The organism is Mycolicibacterium chlorophenolicum, from assembly GCF_001044235.1.
Taxonomy (GTDB): domain Bacteria; phylum Actinomycetota; class Actinomycetes; order Mycobacteriales; family Mycobacteriaceae; genus Mycobacterium; species Mycobacterium chlorophenolicum.
In genome coordinates this window covers 733,502-751,474 of record NZ_JYNL01000064.1, presented here as the reverse complement: position 1 = coordinate 751,474, position 17,973 = coordinate 733,502, and the positions used below count along the sequence as shown (strand labels likewise).

20 protein-coding genes and 1 pseudogene are annotated in these 17,973 nt (G+C 70.6%); 6 read left to right on the top strand and 15 right to left on the bottom strand.

Translation table 11 applies throughout. The annotated features are described in order from the left end of the window. Window positions 1-17: 17 nt before the first annotated feature. The 4 genes from MCHLDSM_RS25970 to MCHLDSM_RS25955 all read right to left on the bottom strand — a co-directional run bounded on the left by MCHLDSM_RS25970 (window position 18) and on the right by MCHLDSM_RS25955 (window position 3,183). Window positions 18-512, bottom strand: coding sequence for a TIGR04338 family metallohydrolase (locus MCHLDSM_RS25970; RefSeq protein WP_048472603.1), 495 nt, complete (start codon window positions 510-512; stop codon window positions 18-20). Next, complete coding sequence (locus tag MCHLDSM_RS25965) at window positions 509-1,261, bottom strand: DUF2786 domain-containing protein (RefSeq protein ID WP_048472602.1); 753 nt, start codon at window positions 1,259-1,261, stop codon at window positions 509-511. The genes MCHLDSM_RS25970 and MCHLDSM_RS25965 overlap by 4 nt, the downstream gene beginning before the upstream one ends. An 87-nt stretch (window positions 1,262-1,348) precedes the next feature. Beyond that, on the bottom strand, window positions 1,349-2,329 hold the full coding sequence (locus tag MCHLDSM_RS25960) for a hypothetical protein (RefSeq protein WP_048472989.1): 981 nt from the start codon (window positions 2,327-2,329) through the stop codon (window positions 1,349-1,351). Between the two features lie 14 nt (window positions 2,330-2,343). After that, window positions 2,344-3,183 carry an alpha/beta hydrolase gene (locus tag MCHLDSM_RS25955; protein ID WP_048472601.1) on the bottom strand — a complete coding sequence of 280 codons (840 nt, stop codon included), beginning with the start codon at window positions 3,181-3,183 and terminating at the stop codon, window positions 2,344-2,346. Window positions 3,184-3,247: 64 nt separating this feature from the next. Between MCHLDSM_RS25955 and MCHLDSM_RS25950 the strand changes: the two genes are divergently transcribed. The 3 genes from MCHLDSM_RS25950 (at window position 3,248) to MCHLDSM_RS25940 (ending at window position 5,166) form a co-directional block, all read left to right on the top strand. Then, window positions 3,248-4,270: a sigma-70 family RNA polymerase sigma factor gene (locus MCHLDSM_RS25950; protein ID WP_048472988.1), complete on the top strand. Its 1,023-nt coding sequence runs from the start codon at window positions 3,248-3,250 to the stop codon at window positions 4,268-4,270. Window positions 4,271-4,351: 81 nt separating this feature from the next. Further along, window positions 4,352-4,831 (top strand): SRPBCC family protein, encoded by a 480-nt coding sequence (locus MCHLDSM_RS25945; protein ID WP_048472600.1) that lies wholly within the window; start codon window positions 4,352-4,354, stop codon window positions 4,829-4,831. After that, the gene (locus MCHLDSM_RS25940; RefSeq protein WP_082169110.1) at window positions 4,828-5,166 is read left to right on the top strand and encodes an ArsR/SmtB family transcription factor; all 339 of its coding nucleotides are present in this window, start codon (window positions 4,828-4,830) and stop codon (window positions 5,164-5,166) included. Before MCHLDSM_RS25945 ends, MCHLDSM_RS25940 begins: the two co-directional genes overlap by 4 nt. A 1-nt stretch (window position 5,167) precedes the next feature. Here the strand turns inward: MCHLDSM_RS25940 and MCHLDSM_RS25935 are convergent, their stop codons facing one another. Then, window positions 5,168-5,641, bottom strand: coding sequence for a MarR family winged helix-turn-helix transcriptional regulator (locus MCHLDSM_RS25935; RefSeq protein ID WP_048472598.1), 474 nt, complete (start codon window positions 5,639-5,641; stop codon window positions 5,168-5,170). A gap of 92 nt (window positions 5,642-5,733) precedes the next feature. On the opposite strand from MCHLDSM_RS25935, the gene MCHLDSM_RS25930 reads away from it, so the two are divergent. Both MCHLDSM_RS25930 and MCHLDSM_RS25925 read left to right on the top strand, forming a co-directional pair. Further along, window positions 5,734-6,501: a pirin family protein gene (locus MCHLDSM_RS25930; protein WP_048420547.1), complete on the top strand. Its 768-nt coding sequence runs from the start codon at window positions 5,734-5,736 to the stop codon at window positions 6,499-6,501. Further along, window positions 6,479-7,780: a PQQ-dependent sugar dehydrogenase gene (locus MCHLDSM_RS25925; protein WP_048472597.1), complete on the top strand. Its 1,302-nt coding sequence runs from the start codon at window positions 6,479-6,481 to the stop codon at window positions 7,778-7,780. The genes MCHLDSM_RS25930 and MCHLDSM_RS25925 overlap by 23 nt, the downstream gene beginning before the upstream one ends. On the opposite strand, the gene MCHLDSM_RS25920 is transcribed toward MCHLDSM_RS25925, so the two are convergent. Further along, window positions 7,756-8,223 carry an SRPBCC family protein gene (locus MCHLDSM_RS25920; protein WP_048472596.1) on the bottom strand — a complete coding sequence of 156 codons (468 nt, stop codon included), beginning with the start codon at window positions 8,221-8,223 and terminating at the stop codon, window positions 7,756-7,758. The two genes, MCHLDSM_RS25925 and MCHLDSM_RS25920, sit on opposite strands and share 25 nt — an antisense overlap. 153 nt (window positions 8,224-8,376) lie before the next feature. On the opposite strand from MCHLDSM_RS25920, the gene MCHLDSM_RS25915 reads away from it, so the two are divergent. Further along, the gene (locus tag MCHLDSM_RS25915) at window positions 8,377-9,459 is read left to right on the top strand and encodes a phosphodiester glycosidase family protein (RefSeq protein WP_048472595.1); all 1,083 of its coding nucleotides are present in this window, start codon (window positions 8,377-8,379) and stop codon (window positions 9,457-9,459) included. Here the strand turns inward: MCHLDSM_RS25915 and MCHLDSM_RS25910 are convergent. The 9 genes and pseudogenes from MCHLDSM_RS25910 to MCHLDSM_RS25870 all read right to left on the bottom strand — a co-directional run. Further along, on the bottom strand, window positions 9,456-10,235 hold the full coding sequence (locus tag MCHLDSM_RS25910; RefSeq protein ID WP_234714188.1) for a fructosamine kinase family protein: 780 nt from the start codon (window positions 10,233-10,235) through the stop codon (window positions 9,456-9,458). The two genes, MCHLDSM_RS25915 and MCHLDSM_RS25910, sit on opposite strands and share 4 nt — an antisense overlap. Then, complete coding sequence (locus tag MCHLDSM_RS25905) at window positions 10,222-10,878, bottom strand: YoaK family protein (RefSeq protein ID WP_234714187.1); 657 nt, start codon at window positions 10,876-10,878, stop codon at window positions 10,222-10,224. Before MCHLDSM_RS25905 ends, MCHLDSM_RS25910 begins: the two co-directional genes overlap by 14 nt. Window positions 10,879-10,912: 34 nt before the next feature. After that, the gene (locus MCHLDSM_RS25900; protein WP_048472592.1) at window positions 10,913-11,785 is read right to left on the bottom strand and encodes a hypothetical protein; all 873 of its coding nucleotides are present in this window, start codon (window positions 11,783-11,785) and stop codon (window positions 10,913-10,915) included. Further along, window positions 11,752-12,303: an Rv1363c family protein gene (locus MCHLDSM_RS25895; RefSeq protein WP_048472591.1), complete on the bottom strand. Its 552-nt coding sequence runs from the start codon at window positions 12,301-12,303 to the stop codon at window positions 11,752-11,754. The genes MCHLDSM_RS25900 and MCHLDSM_RS25895 overlap by 34 nt, the downstream gene beginning before the upstream one ends. Further along, entirely contained in the window at window positions 12,300-13,280 is a 981-nt protein-coding gene (locus MCHLDSM_RS25890) for an RDD family protein (RefSeq protein ID WP_048472590.1), read from the bottom strand. Before MCHLDSM_RS25890 ends, MCHLDSM_RS25895 begins: the two co-directional genes overlap by 4 nt. After that, on the bottom strand, window positions 13,277-13,939 hold the full coding sequence (locus MCHLDSM_RS25885; RefSeq protein WP_048472589.1) for an Rv1363c family protein: 663 nt from the start codon (window positions 13,937-13,939) through the stop codon (window positions 13,277-13,279). Before MCHLDSM_RS25885 ends, MCHLDSM_RS25890 begins: the two co-directional genes overlap by 4 nt. Next, on the bottom strand, window positions 13,909-15,471 hold the full coding sequence (locus tag MCHLDSM_RS25880; RefSeq protein WP_048472588.1) for a virulence factor Mce family protein: 1,563 nt from the start codon (window positions 15,469-15,471) through the stop codon (window positions 13,909-13,911). The genes MCHLDSM_RS25885 and MCHLDSM_RS25880 overlap by 31 nt, the downstream gene beginning before the upstream one ends. Window positions 15,472-15,474: 3 nt before the next feature. After that, window positions 15,475-16,620, bottom strand: a complete 1,146-nt coding sequence (locus MCHLDSM_RS25875) for a virulence factor Mce family protein (protein WP_048472587.1) — start codon at window positions 16,618-16,620, stop codon at window positions 15,475-15,477. Continuing rightward, a pseudogene (locus MCHLDSM_RS25870) lies at window positions 16,617-17,973 on the bottom strand (MCE family protein); the annotation flags it as partial. The pseudogene MCHLDSM_RS25870 and the gene MCHLDSM_RS25875, both read right to left, overlap by 4 nt.

Sequence of the window (17,973 nt, the reverse complement as noted above, 5' to 3'; positions counted from 1 at the left end):
ACCGTACCGCGCGTGGCTCAGCCGATCACGCCCTCGTTCGCGCACACGACCCGCAGGACGTGGGCAACTTCGGGACCCATCACCGCGGCGGCGAGCTCACGCAGCGTCGCGACGAACTCCGGTCCGTGCGGCGGATCGGCGTCGCACAGGTGGTGGGCGATCTCGTGCAGCACCACCAGCTCCCGCAGCGCCCACATCGCGCGGCCCTCCGGCACGGCGATCGTCGCCCCGTCGCCGGCGCGTTCGTAGTGCGCGGCGGTCGCCCCGCGGCGCGGCCGAACCCGCAGCGGCCCTCGGCCCGGCCAGGTCGCGGTGACGGCGGGCAGCGCCAGCACGTCGTCGACATAGGCCTGCACGGAGTCCGCCGAGGCGAAACGCGCCTCCGGCGGCAGCGTCAGCTGCGTGCCGAAGAACTCGACGACCCGGTTGTTGCGCTCGGCTGCCCGGTCGAACATCGTCCGGACGAAGCCTTCTGCGGCATACACTTTCGCGCGCTGCGCGTCCCGGGTCATCTCTCCAGTGCCGGGCGTGCCCCCGCCAGCTCCGTCTCGCCGCCCAGCCGGGCCCGCCGCCCGGCGCGGTCACCGGCCCTGCGCGCCGCCGAGGAGTAACCCGCCGTCGCGCTGGTGGCCCGCCACGTGCCCCGCGCCCGCGACGTCTGCCGGTAGTAGTCCTTGAGCTCGAGGTCCTTGTTGCGCAACGCGATTGCGGTGCCCGGATCACTCGCCGGACCTCTCGTCGCCTCCTGCTGGGCCTGCTCGCGCGCCTCGGCCAGCCGCTGCCCGACCCGCGCCCCGAAGGCGAGCTGGAAGTTGATGCGCGCGGTGATGGTGGGTGTCGGCCGGTGCGCGCCGGAGGCGATGTAGTCCTTCGACGCGCGCACCATCTGCAGCACCAGGCTGGTGTACAGCGCGTGGGTGGCGTCGATGTCCTCGGCGAAGCCGTAGGCGTAGACGAACGTCGAGTTCGACGCGATGTCGCATTTCACGTCGTTGGCGGCGGCGATCACCACGAACAGCTGCACGTAGGTGCGCAGCCCGCGAGCGCCGGGCTCGCCGATGGTGATGGTGCGCTGCACCGGCGCCTGCGCGGCGGTCCGCGTCTGGCTGTGCGACCGCGCGACCGCCAGGTCGATCGACGTCGCGGTGGCCAACCGCTGCGCGGCCGCCATGAACGCCTCGGCCTCGTGTTCGTTGTCGGTGCCCTCGGCCTGGCGCAGCAGCGCGGCGATGCGGGCCAACATCTTCTCGTCAGTGCTCATGCCCGAAAACCTAGGACGGGCCGCAGACATGTCATCGCCGACCAGTATTGCTCATCCCCACAACCGAATTCATCCACAGCCGGTCGGTCACTTCGCGGCGAACGCGTCCAGCGCGGACACCAGCTGCGGGGACAGCGGATCCTTCTTGGAGTAGTTGGCGATGCTGTCGGTCGGGTCGTCGCGCAGCACGTGGTTGACGCCCTTGAGTTCGACGACGGTCAGCGCGGTCCGGCTCAGCGCGTCGACCAGCGGCCGCACGTTCTGGCAGCGGGCCTGGTTGTCGGCGTCCGAGCAGGTGAGCAGCACCGGGGTGCCCGCGGGCACCTTCGCGGCCAGCGCCAGCGGGTCGATCCGGTCGGCGTCGATGACCGCCTTCAGGTTGCCGGGGTTGACGATCGCGTTCAGCCCGTCGGGGAGTTTGTCGGGCACCGTGCCCTGGGTGCGGATCTGCTGGACAGCCGCGGTCCAGGCGGCGACCGTCTCGGGCTTGCCGTCGGCCTTCACCCGGTCGGTGATGATGTCGAGGTACCGGCCCGGGAGCGGCTGGAACAGGCCCAGCGAGTGGACCTTCGGGGCGTCGGGGGCGGCGTCACCGGCCAGCGTCAGCGCGTGGATGGTGCCCTCCCCCAGCGCGTAGATCGACACCCGGTCCGGATCGGTGCCGGGCCGGCCCGCCAGGAAGCGCAGGGCGGCCCCGGCGCCCGCGGTGTAGACGCCGCTGACGACGTCGCCGGGCCGGGCGGCGTACGGGCCGATACCCGTCTTGCCCGTGCCGACCTTGTCGTAGCGCAGCGTCGCCACGCCCCGCTCCGACAGCAGCTCGGCGAGCTGGCGCATGTTGCCGATGGGGCCTGCGACCTGGTTGTCGCCGTTGCGGTCGGTGTTGCCGCTCTCGGAGATCAGCAGCGCGGCCGGACCGCGGTCGTCGGTGTCGCGGTGCCGGTAGGTGCCGTAGAGGGTCAGCCCGTCGGCGGTGAACGACACCTCCTCGTCGACCCACGCCGGCGCGGACGTCGGCGCGTTCGACGAGCAGCCGGCCACGAGCAGCACCGCCAGCCCGAGCAGCATCGCCAGGACGCGTCTCACAGCTTCGACTCGATCCACGACGTCACGTCGTCGAGCACCAGCGCCTGCTCCGGCTCGTTGAAGACCTCGTGGTAGAGGCCGGGATACACCTTGAGGTGGGCGTCGGTGGTGCCGACGCACTCGAGCAGACGCCTGCTGCCGTGGACGGGGATCAGCCGGTCGGCCTCGCCGTGCACCACCAGCAGCGGCGCGGTGATCGCCGCGGCGCGCTTCGGCATGGTCTCGCCGACCCCGATCAGCGCGCGGCCGATGCCGGCGGGCATCTTGCCGTGGTAGACGAGCGGATCGGCCTCGTAGGCGGACACCACCCGCGGATCCCGGGAGACCGCGTCGGCCGGCAGGTTCTCCACAGGTAACCCGGGGGCGATCCGGCCCAGCACCTTGGCGGCCCGCAGCTTCACGGGCGACACCGACTCGTTCGCGTCGACGGCGGGCCCGGACAGCACCATCGCGGTGTAGTCGCCGGGGTGCTCCACGCCGTAGCTGAACACGATGCCGCCGCCCATGCTGTGCCCGAGCACGATGCGGGGGCGATCGGGGTGCTCGTCGGCGGCGATGCCGACCAGGGTGTGGAAGTCGGCGGTGAACTCGGCCATCTCGCGCAGGTAGACGCGCTTGCCGCCGGACCTGCCGTGGCCGCGGTGATCGAGGGCGTAGGTGAGCAGGCCGGCGTCGGCGAACCGGGCCACCACATGGTCGTAGCGGCGGGCGTGCTCGGCGTATCCGTGGGCCAGCACCACGACCCCGCGCGGCGGCTGATCCGGCGTCCAGGTGTCGTAGACGATGCGCACGCCGCCGACTCCGTCGAAGCTGCGTTCGGTTCGCGTCACGGCCATGACCGGCAGACTAGCGGGCGAGTCTGCCGACACCGAGGTCTCATCGCGCTCGAGGGGGCTGACCCTGTCGGTGCTGCTGCGTAGGCTGCGATACGTGACCGTGTTGGCTGTCGATGGCAGCAGCGCCGAGGACGCCTTTCTCGCCGACGCCCAGCGGTATCGGCGGGAACTGCTCGCGCACTGCTACCGGATGACCGGTTCCCTGCACGATGCGGAGGACCTGGTCCAGGAAACGTATCTGCGGGCGTGGAAGTCCTACGGCGGCTTCGAAGGCAAGTCCTCGGTGCGCACGTGGCTGTACCGGATCGCGACGAACACCTGCCTGACCGCACTGGAGGGCCGCAACAAGCGCCCACTGCCCAGCGGGCTGGGGCAGCCGTCGTCCGACCCCCTCGGTGAGCTCCACGAGCGCCACGAGATCACCTGGCTGGAGCCACTGCCCGACGCGCCGCGGGAGGATCCGTCCGACCCGTCGGTGATCGTCGAGTCCCGCGAATCGGTGCGGCTGGCGTTCATCGCGGCCCTGCAGCACCTGCCGCCGCGGCAGCGCGCGGTGCTGGTGCTGCGCGAGGTGCTGCAGTGGAAGGCCGCCGAGGTGGCCGCGGCGATCGGCGCCTCGACCGCCGCGGTGAACAGCCTGCTGCAGCGGGCCCGGGCGCAACTCGACGAGGTGGCGCCCACCCGTGACGACGAGGCGGCCGACGTCGACTCGCCCGAGACGGCTGAGATGCTGGACCGCTTCATCGCGGCGTTCGAGACCTACGACATCGACCGGCTGGTCGAGCTGTTCACCGCCGATGCGATCTGGGAGATGCCGCCGTTCGACGGCTGGTACGACGGCCCGGCCGACATCGTGTCGCTGTCGAAGAACCACTGCCCCGCCGAGGGGCCCGGCGACATGCTCTACCTGCGCACCACCGCCAACGGCCAGCCGGCCGCGGCGATGTACATGCGCAACCCGCAGACCGGCGTGCACGAGGCGTTCCAACTGCAGGTGCTCGACATCCGCAACACGGGCATCGCCCACGTCGTGGCGTTCATGGAGAAATCGCTGTTCGAGAAGTTCGGCCTGCCCGCCACGCTGTGAGCCGGCCCGATAGGCAAACAAACGGTTGCGTATTGGCCGTGATGTGGTCTAGCGTGAAAGGCAACCAGGAGGTTGCATGAAATGCCTGATCGCATCGAGAAGAGCGCACTGCTGCGAGCCCCCCTCGACCGGGTGTGGCGGGCCATCAGCGATTCCGCGGAGTTCGGCATCTGGTTCGGGATGACCGTCGACGGGCCGTTCGTCGCGGGGACCACGGTCACCGGCGTGATGACACCGACCGCGGTCGACGACGAGGTCGCCGCGAGCCAGGAGTCGTTCGCCGGCATGACGTTCCCGCTGCACGTCGTCACGGTCGAGCCGCCCCGCCGTTTCGCGTTCCGGTGGAATCCGCTGCCGGAACCGGAGTTCGCGGACCTGACCACCCTGGTGGAGTTCACGCTCACTCAGGCCGACGACGGCGTGCTCGTCGAGATCGTGGAGTCCGGCTTCGACGCCCTCCCCGAATCCCGTCGTGCCGCGGCGTTCGCCGACAACAGCGGCGGCTGGGCCACCCAGCTCCGCCTCATCGGGCGGTACGTGGCGGCACCGCAGTGGGCGTGACCTCGACAGTGAGCGCGGCGACAGCGGCGCCGCTGTTCGATGCGCTGGGCGATCCCCACCGGCTGCGGATGGTCATCTGGCTGTGCGACACCGGACCGTGCTCGACGTCAACGGTGACGCAGTCGGTCCCGGTGACCCGGCAGGCGGCCGCGAAGCACCTCGCGCTGCTGGAATCGGCCGGGGTGGTGCGCAGCGAGAAGCGGGGCCGCGAGCGGATCTGGACGGTGCAGACCACGTCGCTGCTCGCCGCTCAGGATTACCTGGCCACGCTGTCGCAGCACTGGGACCGGCGCATCGACCGGTTGCGGGCCTTCGTCGAGGAGGTCGAGGAGTAGCTCACCGCGGCGGAGTCGTCTCGTCGGCCCTGCCGGCTGCCCGGAGGCGGTCGAGCACCGTGTCGATCGCGGCGCCGAACGCGCGCTGCTGGGCCGCCGACAGCCCGTCGAACACCACCGACCGGACCAGGTCGACGTGCCCGGGCGCCGCGGTCTCCAGGGCAGAGCGCCCCGCGTCGGTGATCGTCACCGTCGCGGCGCGGCGGTCGTCGTCATCGCCCTCGCGCGCCACCAGACCGCGCCCGCGCATCCGGCGCAGCTGGTGCGAGAGCCGGCTCTGCTCCCAGCCGATCAGCTCGCCGAGCTCGGTGATGCGCAGCGGACCCCGCTCGGAGAGCGCGACCAGGACGTCGTAATCGGACAGCGAGAGTTCGCAGTCGGCCTGGAGCTGACGGTGCATCGCCGTGTGCAGCCTGCTGGTCATCGCCAGGTAGTCGCGCCAGATGCGCTGCTGCTCGGCCGTGAGCCATTCCATCACCCCACTGTACGGAATACATGATGTGTCATGCATGTTGTCGGACGCAGAGCAGCCACCTAGGCTGGCCAAGACTCCCGAGGAGTGATCGCATGACCACCACCCACAGCGTCGTCGACATCCGGCGCGCCGAGGATCGCGCCGCCACGAAGATCGCCTGGCTGGACTCCAAGCACTCGTTCTCGTTCGGCGGTCACTACGAACCCGACAACACCCACCACGGGTTGCTGCTCGTCAACAACGACGACATCGTCAAGCCCGGCACCGGCTTTGACACCCACCCGCACCGCGACATGGAGATCGTCACGTGGGTACTGCGCGGCTCGCTGGTGCACCAGGACTCCACCGGCCATTCCGGGGTCATCTACCCGGGACTGGCGCAGCGGATGTCGGCCGGCCGCGGCATCCTGCACTCCGAGAAGAACGACTCGTGGACGCTGACCGGTGACGAAACGCACAGTGAGCCCGTGCATTTCGTCCAGATGTGGGTGGTCCCCGACGAATCCGGCATCACGCCGGGCTACCAGCAGCTCGAGATCGACGACGAGCTGCTGCGCGGCGGCCTCGTCACGATCGCCTCCGGCATGCCCGAGCACAGCGACGCCGCCGCGATCACGATCCGCAACCGCTACGCGGCGCTGCACGGCGCCCGGCTGCAGCCGGGGCAGAGCGTGGAACTGCCCGACGCGCCGTACCTGCACCTGTTCGTGCCGCGCGGCGAGGTCGTCCTCGAAGGCGCCGGACCGCTGCACGAAGGTGACGCCGTGCGGTTCACCGCGTCGGGTGGTCAGCGCGTCACCGCCACCGATGCCGCCGAAATCCTCGTCTGGGAGATGCATGCCGGACTTGCTGCGGCATAACCGAATCGGTGCGCTGCTCGTCGGCGCAGCCCTGCTGGCGGGGTGTATCGACGCACCGGCACCGTCCCCGCGGACGTCCTCGACAGGCGCCACCGCGTCCTCGGCGCCACCGGCCACCGGCACCGACGTGGTCACCGTCGGGGTCCCGCAGGGCCTGGCGCAGGCACCGTTCGACGAGCCGCGACAGGTGCGGGTACCCGCCGGCTGGACGCTGTCGGTGTGGGCGCGCACGCCCCGCCCACGGCTGGCCACCTGGGCGCCCGACGGCACGCTGTTGGTGTCGGTGCCCAGCGCGGGCACGGTGCTGCGGTTCACACCGCGCGGCGCAGGCGCCGAGGAGTCGGTGCTGCTCGACGGCCTGGACCAGCCGCACGGGTTGGCCTTCGCCGGCAGCACGCTCTACGTCGCGCAGAGCAACCGGGTCGACGCGTACGACTACCGCGAGGGCACGGCCACCACCCCGCGCGTGGTAGCGGACGGATTACCCGACGCGAAGAGCCCCGACCTGCGCGGCGCCTACGCCCACGCGCTCAAGAGCGTGGCGGTCGGACCCGATGGGGCGGTGTACTTCTCGATCGGGTCGACGGGCAACATCACGGCCGCGGACCGCACCGCGACCCCACCGCGGGCGACGGTCATGCGGGTGCCCCCCGGGGGCGGGCCCGCGGCGCCGTTCGCGACCGGCGTCCGCAACGGCACCGGCCTGGCGGTCGCCCCCGACGGCGCGCTGTGGACGGCCAACAACGGCCGCGACAACATCGCCGATCCGCGCACCGGCGAGGTGGATCCGTCCTACGTCAGCGAGCATCCGCGCGAACAGCTGGCGCGCCTGTCGCCGGGACGCGAACTGGGCTGGCCGTACTGCAATCCCGATGGCGGCCCGGCGAACCTGCCGCTGGTCCGCGATGTCCAGACCAACGCCGATGGCAGCCGGATGGACTGTGCGGCGCTGCCGCCGATCGAACAGAGCTTCGGCGCCCACTCGGCGCCCCTGGGCTTGAGCTTCACCACCGGCGTGCTCCCCGAGCCGTTTGCGCAGGGTGCGCTGGTCGGGGTGCACGGCTCGTGGAACGCCACCCCACCCCGCGAACCCGAGGTGTCGTTCTTCCGGTGGCGCGACGGGACTCTCGGCGACCAGCAGACGCTCGTCGGCGGCTTCCAGGCCGACGACGGATCGCGCTGGGGCCGCCCGGTGGCAGCGGTGGCCGGACCCGACGGCGCGGTCTACGTCACCGACGACGCCGCCGACGCGATCTACCGTCTGGCGCCGCCGGCCTGATCCCGCTGGTCGGCCAGGTCGTTGAGCACGGCGGTCAACTGCCGCTCGGTGTCGCCGGCGAGCCTGTCGACCGCCAACTTCATCACCGGATTGAGCAGCCGTGCGGCGCCGTGCATCTGCCGTTCGGACTCGTAGGTGATCACCGACCCGGCGCCGTCCGGCTCGATCGTGATGGTGTCGACAGACGTGGCCGAGCTGCTCTCGCCGACGAACACCACCCTGTGGTCGCTGAGTTCGTCGAGCGTGTAGGTCAGCTCCGCGGTGCGGCCCAGGATCCTCGAGACGTTGTGCCAGTAGGCGCCCTCGGCGACCGGACCGCTATCGATGCGTTCGCAGTGCTGCGTGCCCGGATCCCACTGCTCGGAGTGCGCGAAATCCTTGAGGTAGTCGAGGACGACCGTGGGCGGCGGACTGACGGTGAAGGTGCGGGACACGGTGGGCATGTTCCTGGTCTACCCGATTCTCAGCAAACACCTCGGCGACCCGCCCGGAACCGTCCTGTGATGTTGCTGTGACGAAAGTTGACAGTGTGACTACTGGGATCAATGCTGTCATGACGACCGGGTTCGTCGACCCACCTTCGAGAGGAGCCGCTGGTGCCGACTCCTGTCGCAAACATTCGCCGCGTGGTGTCCGGCGTTGCCGCCGCGGTGGTGTCCGCGCTGGTGGCCGCCGGGGTGATGGCAGCGCCCGCCACCGCCGCGAGCGCCCGCGAGCTGCTCGCCGGCGCGATCGCCAACACCAAGGGCTCGTATCTGGTCTACAACTTCGGCGGCGGATTCCCCGCGCCGATGCTCGACGCCGCAGGTCGCTGGTACGAGATGACCAACGGCGGCCGGCTGATGATCATCAAGGCGGCGTCCACTCGGCTGGCCCCGCGGCTGCTCGCCGATTCGCACACCGGCTTCCAGGCACGCTGCGAGCGCGATCCGCGGGCACGGACCGCCGAGGGGTTGCTGCAGGCCTCGGAGACCTACTCGCCGCTGCAGGCGTGGCAGGTGCTCGGGCAGCCGACGATCGCGATCAACGCCAACTTCTTCGACGTGCGCGGGCAGCAGGGCGGCTCGTGGAAGTCGACCGGGTGCAGCTCGCCGCTGGGCGCCTACGTCGACAACACCCGCAACCTCGGCCGCACCAACGCGGCGGTCACCGGCACGCTGGCCTACGCGGGCAAGCAGGGGCTCTCGGGCGGCAACGAGAACTGGATGGCGCTGTCGACGATGATCCTGCCGGTGCAGGGCGCGCCGTTCGTCGTCCCGCCCCGCAGCGAGGACGACTTCGACGCCGCCTCCCCGGTGATCGCGGGTCTGCTGGACAAGGGCACCCGCTTCGTCGCGGTGGCCGGCCTCGGACTGCTGGCCCCCGGCGACACCGGCCAGATGAACGATCCCGGGCCGAGTGCGGCCCGCACCGCGATCGCCTACGTGCGCGACCGCGACGAGATGTACGTCTTCTCCGGCGGCAGCTACACCCCCGACCAGATCCAGGACCTGTTCCGCGGCCTGGGCAGCGACACCGCCGTCCTGCTCGACGGCGGCGGATCCTCGGCGATCGTGCTGCGTCGCGACACCGGCGGCATGTGGGCCGGCGCCGGCTCCCCGCAGGGTTCCTGCGACACGATGGCGGTGCTGTGCGATTCGCACGAGCGGGCGCAGCCCGCGTGGCTCGCGTTCAACTAAAGCGCGCTGCGCGCCGCCGCCTCCGTCGGGGCGGCATAGCCCGCGCCGAAGAGCACGACGTGCGCCAGCAGCGGGTAGAGCTGGTGCAGGCCGACGCGGCCCCGCCAGCCGTCGGCCAGCGGCCGCACGCTCTGGTAGCCATCCAGCACGGCGTCGAGGTGCGGGCAGCCGAACAGCGCGAGCATCGCCAGATCGCTCTCGCGGTGTCCGCCGTGGGCGGCCGGATCGATCAGCACCACCCCGCCGGGCGTCCACATCACGTTGCCGCTCCACAGGTCGCCGTGCAACCGGCTCGGTTCTTCGGTCGGGTCATCGAAATCGCCTGCCAGACAACGGGACACGACGGCCTGCACGGCGTCCCGGGCGGCGGCGTCCAGACGCGGCGCGGCGCGCTCGGCCATCGGTCTGAGCCGGTGGGTGGCGTAGAACCGGCCCCAGGACGCCTCCCGGCTGTAGCTCATCGGCAGCGGCCGGTCCAGCGGGCCGAAGAATCCGTCCGGTGCCGTCCAGCCCTGCGGGGGCGCGCCGAATCCGTCGGCACCCGCGGCGTGTGTGCGGGCCAGGCCTGCACCGAACGCCACCGCGGCACGCTCGGTCGGCGCGGCCGTCGTCAACCGCTCCAACGTCAGCGACTGCTCGTCCATCGCGACCACCCGAGCGCACGGCACTCCCCCGTCGGCGGCCGCCAGCCAGCGCAGCCCCGCCGCCTCGCACGCGAAGAAGCCCGCCGGCGCCCGGGCGTCGCGTTTCACGTGGAACACGTCAGCCCTGCTCACCGAACCAGAAGATCGCCGCGCTCGCGGTGACGATCAGCGCCGCCAGCCCGATGATCGGCGCGACGGTGAACCGCGTCAGCGTCGCACCGACCCCCGCGCCGAGGCACATCGTCGCCACCACGCCGTAGCGCAGCTTCTCCCGGTCACCGGTCCCGCCGGCCAGCCGGCTGTCGAAACCGATCCCGACGATCGTCGACGTCAGCACCGTGGTCGACAACTCCTGGATGCCGAACTGACGGGCCGTCGCGTTCTGCGCGCCGAACGCCACCGCCAGCCCGGCGATCAGGATGAGCTTGCGGTTGTCGTGATAGTCCAGCACCCCGGTGCCGGCGAGCACCGCGAGCACCGCCAGCAGCAGCGCCTCGGTGCCGAGTGCGGTGACCAGCCAGCGCCGCACGTGGCTGTCCAGGTGCCGCGACAGCCGGCCGCCCATGATGGTGCCCGCCACGAAACCCGCGAACGCCACGATCGCCGCGGTCAGGTCGACGCCGGAGTGCGGGACGAACCAGAACCCCAGGAAGATCACGTTGCCGGTCATGTTCGCGACGAACACATGCCCGAGTACCAGCACGCTGACCGCGTCGATAAGCCCCGTCGTGAAGGTGAGCAGCAGCAGCGCGGTCAGCGTCAGCCGGTGCGACACCGGCGAAGGGGGCGGCGGCACCGTCGGGCCGGTTCTACAGCTTGGGGGTGAGGTCGAACGAGGTGATGGTCGACATCCGGGTGATCAGCCAGTCGCCGTCGTGGCGTGTCATGGTCAACCGGTAGGACAGGTACCGCAGCGACGGGATGTTCTTGGTGACCGGGCTGGTCGCGACGGAGTTCGTGTACACCAGCGCGGTCGCCTCGGTCGGGGTGCCGGCCGGCGACACGCTCTCCACCGCGGCGCCGACCACCTCGGTGGTGTTGGTGACCTGCGCCTGCTTGTTGGGTTCGACGATCGCGTCGATGTACTTCCGGTACTCGCCCGCGAAGTCGCCGGAGAGGAACTTCGACGCCCGGTCGGCGAGCGTGGGCATGTCGTCGGGGGTGTAGGTCCACAGCGCGGTGATCGCGGCCGTCGCCGTGCGGGCGATGTCGATCTTGGTGGCGTTCAGCGCACGCTGGGCCAGGTACGGCTGCACCATCGCGCCGGCGAAGGCGCCGCCGCCGACGAACAGCACCGAGGCGGCCACCGCGACGCCGATCGTCCGTGCGCCCGCGGGCCGATGCGGCACCAGGACGACCTCGGCGGGTGGGTCGGTCTCGGCCCCAGGGTCGGTCTCGGTGTCGGTGTCGCTTCCGATGTCGGCCGGCTCCTCCGGCGAGGGCGTGGTGCGAGCGGCGCGGGCCGCTTTCCCGACAGGCGTCTTGGGCTGGTCCTCGGCGGGCGGCTCGGACGCCGCGGCGGCGTCCGCGGCGGTGTCGGTGGCCTCCGGGGGTGCGGACACGGTCCGGCGCCGGAAGAACCGGCGGCGACGCTGCGGGGTTCCCTCGAGGGTGTCGCCGGTCGAGGTGACGGCCTCGTCGTCGGTGGTCAGATCACCTGAACCAGGTTGCTGATCTTCCACTGCTGTCCTTCCTTGATCGTCGTGGCGATCCAGCGACTCCCACTCTCGATCGTCGTCTTGCCGTCCGGCGACTTCGAGGTCACCTTCGTCGCGATCAGGACGTCGGCGCTGCCGTCGTCGTTCCACCGCTGCACCCCGGCCTCCAGCACGTCACCGGTCGTGGGCTCGGCCTGGGCGACCTGGAGCAGGATCGCGTTCTGCTTCTCCTTGAAGTTCTTCGCGAACTCGCCGGTGGCCTGCGCGGCGATCCGGTCGGTGTAGGCGTTGGCGTTGAACGGATCCAGGCTGGTGTAGGTCGTCATGAACTCGCGGGCGTAACCCAGTGCCGCCGCCTCGGTGAGCGCCTGCCGACGGTCCGACTCGTGGCGGACGAGCATGAACGTGCTGGCCGTCAGCGCCGCCGCCACGACGAGCGCCGCGACCACCGACACGACGGTCAGCCCCCACCGGCGCGGCGGACGCGGGGTGCGGGTGAAGTAGTCGGCCGTGGTGTCGTCGACCTTGCGGCGCGGGCTCACTGCTGCGCCTGATTCATCTGCGGCTTCTTCAGCACGGTCAGGTTGGCGACCCGCCACTGTCCGTCGGCCGACCGGTCGAAGTCCACCCGCACCGTCGCGGTGATGAACTTCAGGTCCTTGGGATCGTCGCCGCGCTGCCCCTGCATCGCCATCAGCATCGACACCTGATCCGGCGTCACCGGCGGGTTCGTCAGCACCGCGCTGCTCACCGCCCAGTACTCGTTGGACTTCACGCCCGCCTTCTGAGCCGCCTGCTGCTGGGCGACCAACTGCGGGCGGTAGCCGTCGGTGGTCAACCCCTGAGCGCGGGCGAAATCGGCCGGCATCGTGTCGGCGCCGTAGCTGAGCATCTGCTCGACGATCCGCGGGCCCTGCTCGGCGATCTGGGCCCGCGCCGCGTCGACCGCGCGCTCATGCCGGTACACCGTCAGATATCCCAGGCCGGCGGCCGCGGCGCACAGCAGCGCGACCGCGAGCAGGAACACGGCCACCAGCCGTCGCATGTCCCGACGGGGCCGCTCGACGCGCAACACCTCGGTGCGGGCCAGCAGGTCGGCGAAGGTGCGGCGCCTGGCGTCCCACAGCGGCCACAGCCATCCGACGAACACCGCCAGCGTGTCGGCCAGGTGCGCCAGTTCGCGCAGCGCCAACCGGCCGATGCCGACGGGCGCGCCGCTGCGGTCACGCACCGCGATGCCGAACAAGGCCCGGCCCAGCGTCCACCCGGTCGCGGCGGGCGCCACCAACCGGTTCAGCGCCATCGCGAACAGTGCCGCCGCCCCCGCCCCGGTGAACACCCAGCGCGCCCAGCCGTCGGCGGGCGACGCCAGCGCCAGCAGCGCCATCGTCGCGACGACCGCGACCCCGGGCACGATGTCGACCACGAGCGCGCCCGCCCGCGCCGCCCAGGACGCCGGCGTCGGATCCGGCGCGGCGTCGTCGGCGCGTGACGCCGAGATCGGGAGGACGACCGTCACGACGTGACCTGGTCCAGCTTGGCGATCCGGTAGCGGCCCTCGTCGAAGGCCATGGTGGCGCGCAGCCGGTATCCGACCTGCTGGTCGGCCGCCTCGGAGTTGGTGATCTTCACGCGCACCGCGACCAGCACGTTGATCGACCCGTCGTCGTTGTGCCGTTCGACCGCGGCGCGCAGATCGTCGACCGCGACCCGGGCGTTGGCCGCCTGGTACGCCTCGGCGACCACGCTGCTGAACAGCCCGGCCTGCACGCCGAAGTCGCCGGTCGAGCAGTCCAGGATCTTGGACTGCGCGGCGGTCATCGCGGCGGTGTCGGGAGCCTGGGTGGCCGCCACACACTCCTTGGCGGCCGCGAGTGCCGCCTCGTCACTGCGCGTGATCGCGGCACCCCGCTCGTTGGCCCGGAGCGCGAAGTACCCGCCGGCCACCGCGCCCGCGGTGAGCAGGACCAGCAGCAGCGTGATCGCGGCGACCCAGCCGGTGCCCAGTCGGGACGGCCGGCGCGGATCGGTCGGTTCTTCGACGGACGTGGTGTCCGGCGCCTCGGACTCCTCGAGGCCGCCGGTGTCGATCCCCGGCGCCTCGGACTCCTGCCCGCCGGTTGGGTCGTCAGTGTCGATGGGGGGGTTCAGCCGGCTGGTGCCAGCATCTCCTTCCATCCGTCGTCTCCTGGGTTCGTCGAATTCTTGACGTTGTAGCGCACACCGTCGGGCCCTACCACTTCACCGCTCTGCGGGCTGTACGCCGCGGTGGAGCCGGGCGGCCCCTGTGCGGGAGTGTAGATGCACGGGTTGGGCTGTTGACCGCTGCAGCTGACCGTACCCGAGCCCGGTTGGCTGATCGGATCGCTGACCGGCGCGGTGGTCTGTACGGGCGGCAACCTGTCGGCGGGCAACGGGTTGGTCCCGTTGTTCACCGACGGCGCGGGGATCACCCGGCCCGGGTCGACGCCCTGGTCACAGCGGGCGCCGGGCGCCGGGCAGGACAGGATCTGGTTGGGATCGCCGTACCAGGGGTTGGTGCCCAGCGGGACGTAGGGCTCGTTGCTGCGGCACTCGCGCGGCGAGGCCGCCCGCTTGCCCGGCACATCGGCGCACGGATAGTTGCGCGCACCGCGCACCGCGTTGCCCTGGAAATCCTTCGGGATCTTGCAGTAGGTGCCCGACGGCAGCGGCGCCATGCTGGTGTCGGCCGGCGATCGCCACTCCGAAGCGGGCAGGAAGCCCGTCAGGCACGGTGGCGGCAGGTTGATCGACAGGCCGAAGTGCAGCAGACCCTCGTTCTCGAAGATCGTGCCCGCCTGGGACAGCGCCGCGCCCTGCGGCAGGATCACCAGCGCCTGCTCGAGGCCCTTGTTGTAGCGCTTGAGCATGTCGATCACCACGGACAGATTCGCCAGCGTCTGCGGCAGCGAGTCGCGGACGTCGTTGAACACCGTCGACACCTGATCCAGCGTCGGCGCGGCCTGCTGCAGGCCGCTACGCAGCGCGGAGTCCTGCTCCGCGGTCTGCCCGGCGATGATGTTCAGGTTGCGCGACCACTGGCCGATCGCATCCCCGGACTGCACCTGGCTGTCGAGGATCGGCGCCGCGTTCGTGATGATGTCATTGACCTGCGGCAGGTTGTCGCGGAATCCCTCGGCCAGGTTGGTGGTCGATTCGACGAGCCGCTGCAGCGACGGGCCCAGCCCGCCGACCGCCGCGGAGGTCTCGGTCAGCAACGAGTCGATCTTCTCCCTCGGCAGCACCGCCAGTCCGCGGTTGGCCGCATCGAGCGCGGGACCCACCTCGGCGGGCACCGTGCTCTTGGTGATCGTCTGGCCGGGGCTGAGGTACTGCTTGGTGTCGGCGGCGGGCACCAGGTCGAGGTACTGCTCGCCGATCGCCGAGACCGAATGCACCTCGGCGGTCACGTCGACCGGGATCTTGTAGTCGTTGCTGATGCTCATCGTGGCCCGCGCGCCGTTCTCGGTCGGCTCGACCTCGGTGACCTTGCCGATCTGGGTGCCGCGGTAGGTCACGTTGCCGGTGGCGTACAGCCCGCCCGAGCGGGGCAGCTGCGCGTACAGCGTGTACTGCCCGACGCCGGCCAGGCTCGGCAGCCGCAGGTAGTACAGCCCCAGCACCGCGACCGCGGCGACGGTGAGGATCGTGAAGATGATCAGCTGGATCTTGATGAACCGGGTCAACATCGCTCACTCACCCCTTTCCACCAGCGGTCCACCCGGCACGTCGTGCGGGTTCGGTGTGAACCGCACATCCGGGATCATCGTGTTCGGGTCGCGGCCCCACGACTGTTCCAGTGCCCGCAGCATGCCCGAGACACCGGTGCCGCTCAGGAAGCCGTTGTCGATGGCCGACAGCGTCAGGTCCACCAGCAGCGAGACGTTGATGTAGTCACCGCGCACCACCTTCGGTACGTTCTCGATGCTGAACGGCGCGGTGAACAGCAGCTTGAGCGCCCCGAGCGTGTACGGCCCGGCCTTGCCGAGTTCGCGCAGGGGCCGCTGCAGGTTCTGCAGGTTGGTGTTGAGGTCCCCGCTGGCGGGCGAGAGCGCATCGTCGGCCGCGTTGCTGATCCGGCCCAGCGCCTGCACGGCGTCGGCGAACAGATCGCGGGTGTCGGCGAAATGCTTGATCAGCGGCGGGAACTCGGTCAGCACCTGATCGAGCGTGTCGTTGCGCTGCTCGACGATCGACAGCAGCCGGTTGGTCGAGTCGATCGCCCGGGTGATGTCGTCGCGCTGCTGGTTCAGCTCGTTGGTGAACGTGTCCAGCTTGCCCAGGAAATCGCGGATCTGGTCGGACCGGCCGTTGAGGACGTTGAAGATCTCGGACTGGATGGTCTCCAGGTTCGACACCCCACCACCGGTCAGGATCGAGGCGATGCTGGCCAGCACCCGCTCCGTGGTGGGGAACGCCGAGGCGTTCTTCAGCGGGATGGTGTCGCCGGTCTTCAGCTTCTGCGGTGACGGGTCCGGCGGCGGGTCGAGCTGGACGTGCTGGGAGCCCAGCAGGCTGGTCTGGCCGATCTTGGCCAGCGTGTTGACCGGCAACTGGACGGACTTGTCCAGATCCAGCGTCAGCGTCGCGACCCAGTTCTTCAGCTCGATGGAGCGGACCCGTCCGACGTAGACGTCGGAGACCCGCACCCGGCTGTTCACGTTGAGCGCCAACGTGTCCGGCATCTGCACGTAGATCGTCGTGTGGTCGGGACCGGTGCCGGGGCCACCCGGCAGCGGCACGTTCGCGATGCCCTTCCACGAGCCGCACGAGGTCAGGACCACGGCGGCCGCCCCGAGCGCGACCGCCCGTCGCCCGAATGTCGCGATGCTTCTCACGGTCGGCCTCCCGCCTCAGCCGGCAACAACGGACCCGACGGCGCCGCGGGTGCCGGCGCGGACGCGGCCGGCGGTGCGGCCGGTGCGATCGCGCCGAGCGGATCGCCCGGGACGACGCCCGGTGCCGGACCCGGCGGCGGCCCCGGCTGGGGGTACCACGGCGGCGGCAACGGGGTGTTCTCGCTGTACGCGTTCGGCGGGCCGGGCAGCCTGCCGTTGTTCACGCCGAACGCCGGAGGCGCGGGCGGGGCCACGATGTCGGGTCCGCCCATCAACTCGGACAACGACTCCGGGGTCAGCATGTTCTGGGTGAACGGCTGCACGTCGACACCCTGCATGCCGGGCGCGACCACCCAGCCGGGTTCGTGGTTGCCGTGCGAGAACAACGTGTCCCGCGAGAAGATGCCCGGCACGGTGGTGTCCTTGTATCCCGGCGGCGGCTGCAGCCGTGGCTCGGAGTACGCGATCTGCTTGGGCAGCGTCATCGCCGGATGCAGCTGGTTGGCGCCGAACGGCAGGTAGTTGAACTTGATGGCGTCGAGGATCGGGCCCAGGTACTGCGCGCACAGCTCCGAGGACTCCTGGTAGCCCAGCCGGCTGCCCGCCTGGATCGCGCTGCAGATGAACTGCATCGGGTTGGCGAAGTTGTTGATCACCGGCAGACCGACGATGCCGCCCGCGTTCGGCGCGGAGATGTTGACGACGTTCGCGCCCAGGTTCGGGAACACGTGCAGGCCGGTCTCCAGGCCGTCACGCGGCTCGGGCTGCAGGATCGCGTTGGTGACGTCGGCCAGGTTGTTGATGTCGTGCGTCAGCACCTCGCCGTTCTTGCCGATGAAATCCCTTGTGGTGGAGAGCAACTGGTTGAGATCCTGCAACGCGTCGGCGACCTCGCGGTCGGTGTTGGTGAACGCGTTGGTGAACTTCGCCAGGTCGTTGTTCAGCGCCACGAACTGCTGGTCGCTCTTGTAGAGAGCGTTGACGAACAGCGCGAGGCTCTTGACGACGCTGAAGAGGTCGCCGCGGCCCTCGTTGAGCGCGTACAGCGCTTCGGACAGACCCTTGAGCGTCTTGTTCAGCTGCTCACCCTTGCCGGCGAACCCGTCGGCGGCGGACTCGATGATGTCACCGAAGGGGCCCTTGGGCTGCTCGGGCGTGGGCCCGAGGTCGGTGAGCAACCGGTCCAGCGAATCGCGCAGGTCGTCGTACTCGACCGGCACCTGGGTGCGGTCCAGGTTGATGACCGCACCGTTCTCCATCACCGGTCCGCCGGTGTAGGGCGGGGCCAGCTGGACGGTGCGCGACGCGACCAGGCTCGGGTTGAGGATCGACGCGGTGGCGTTGGCCGGGACC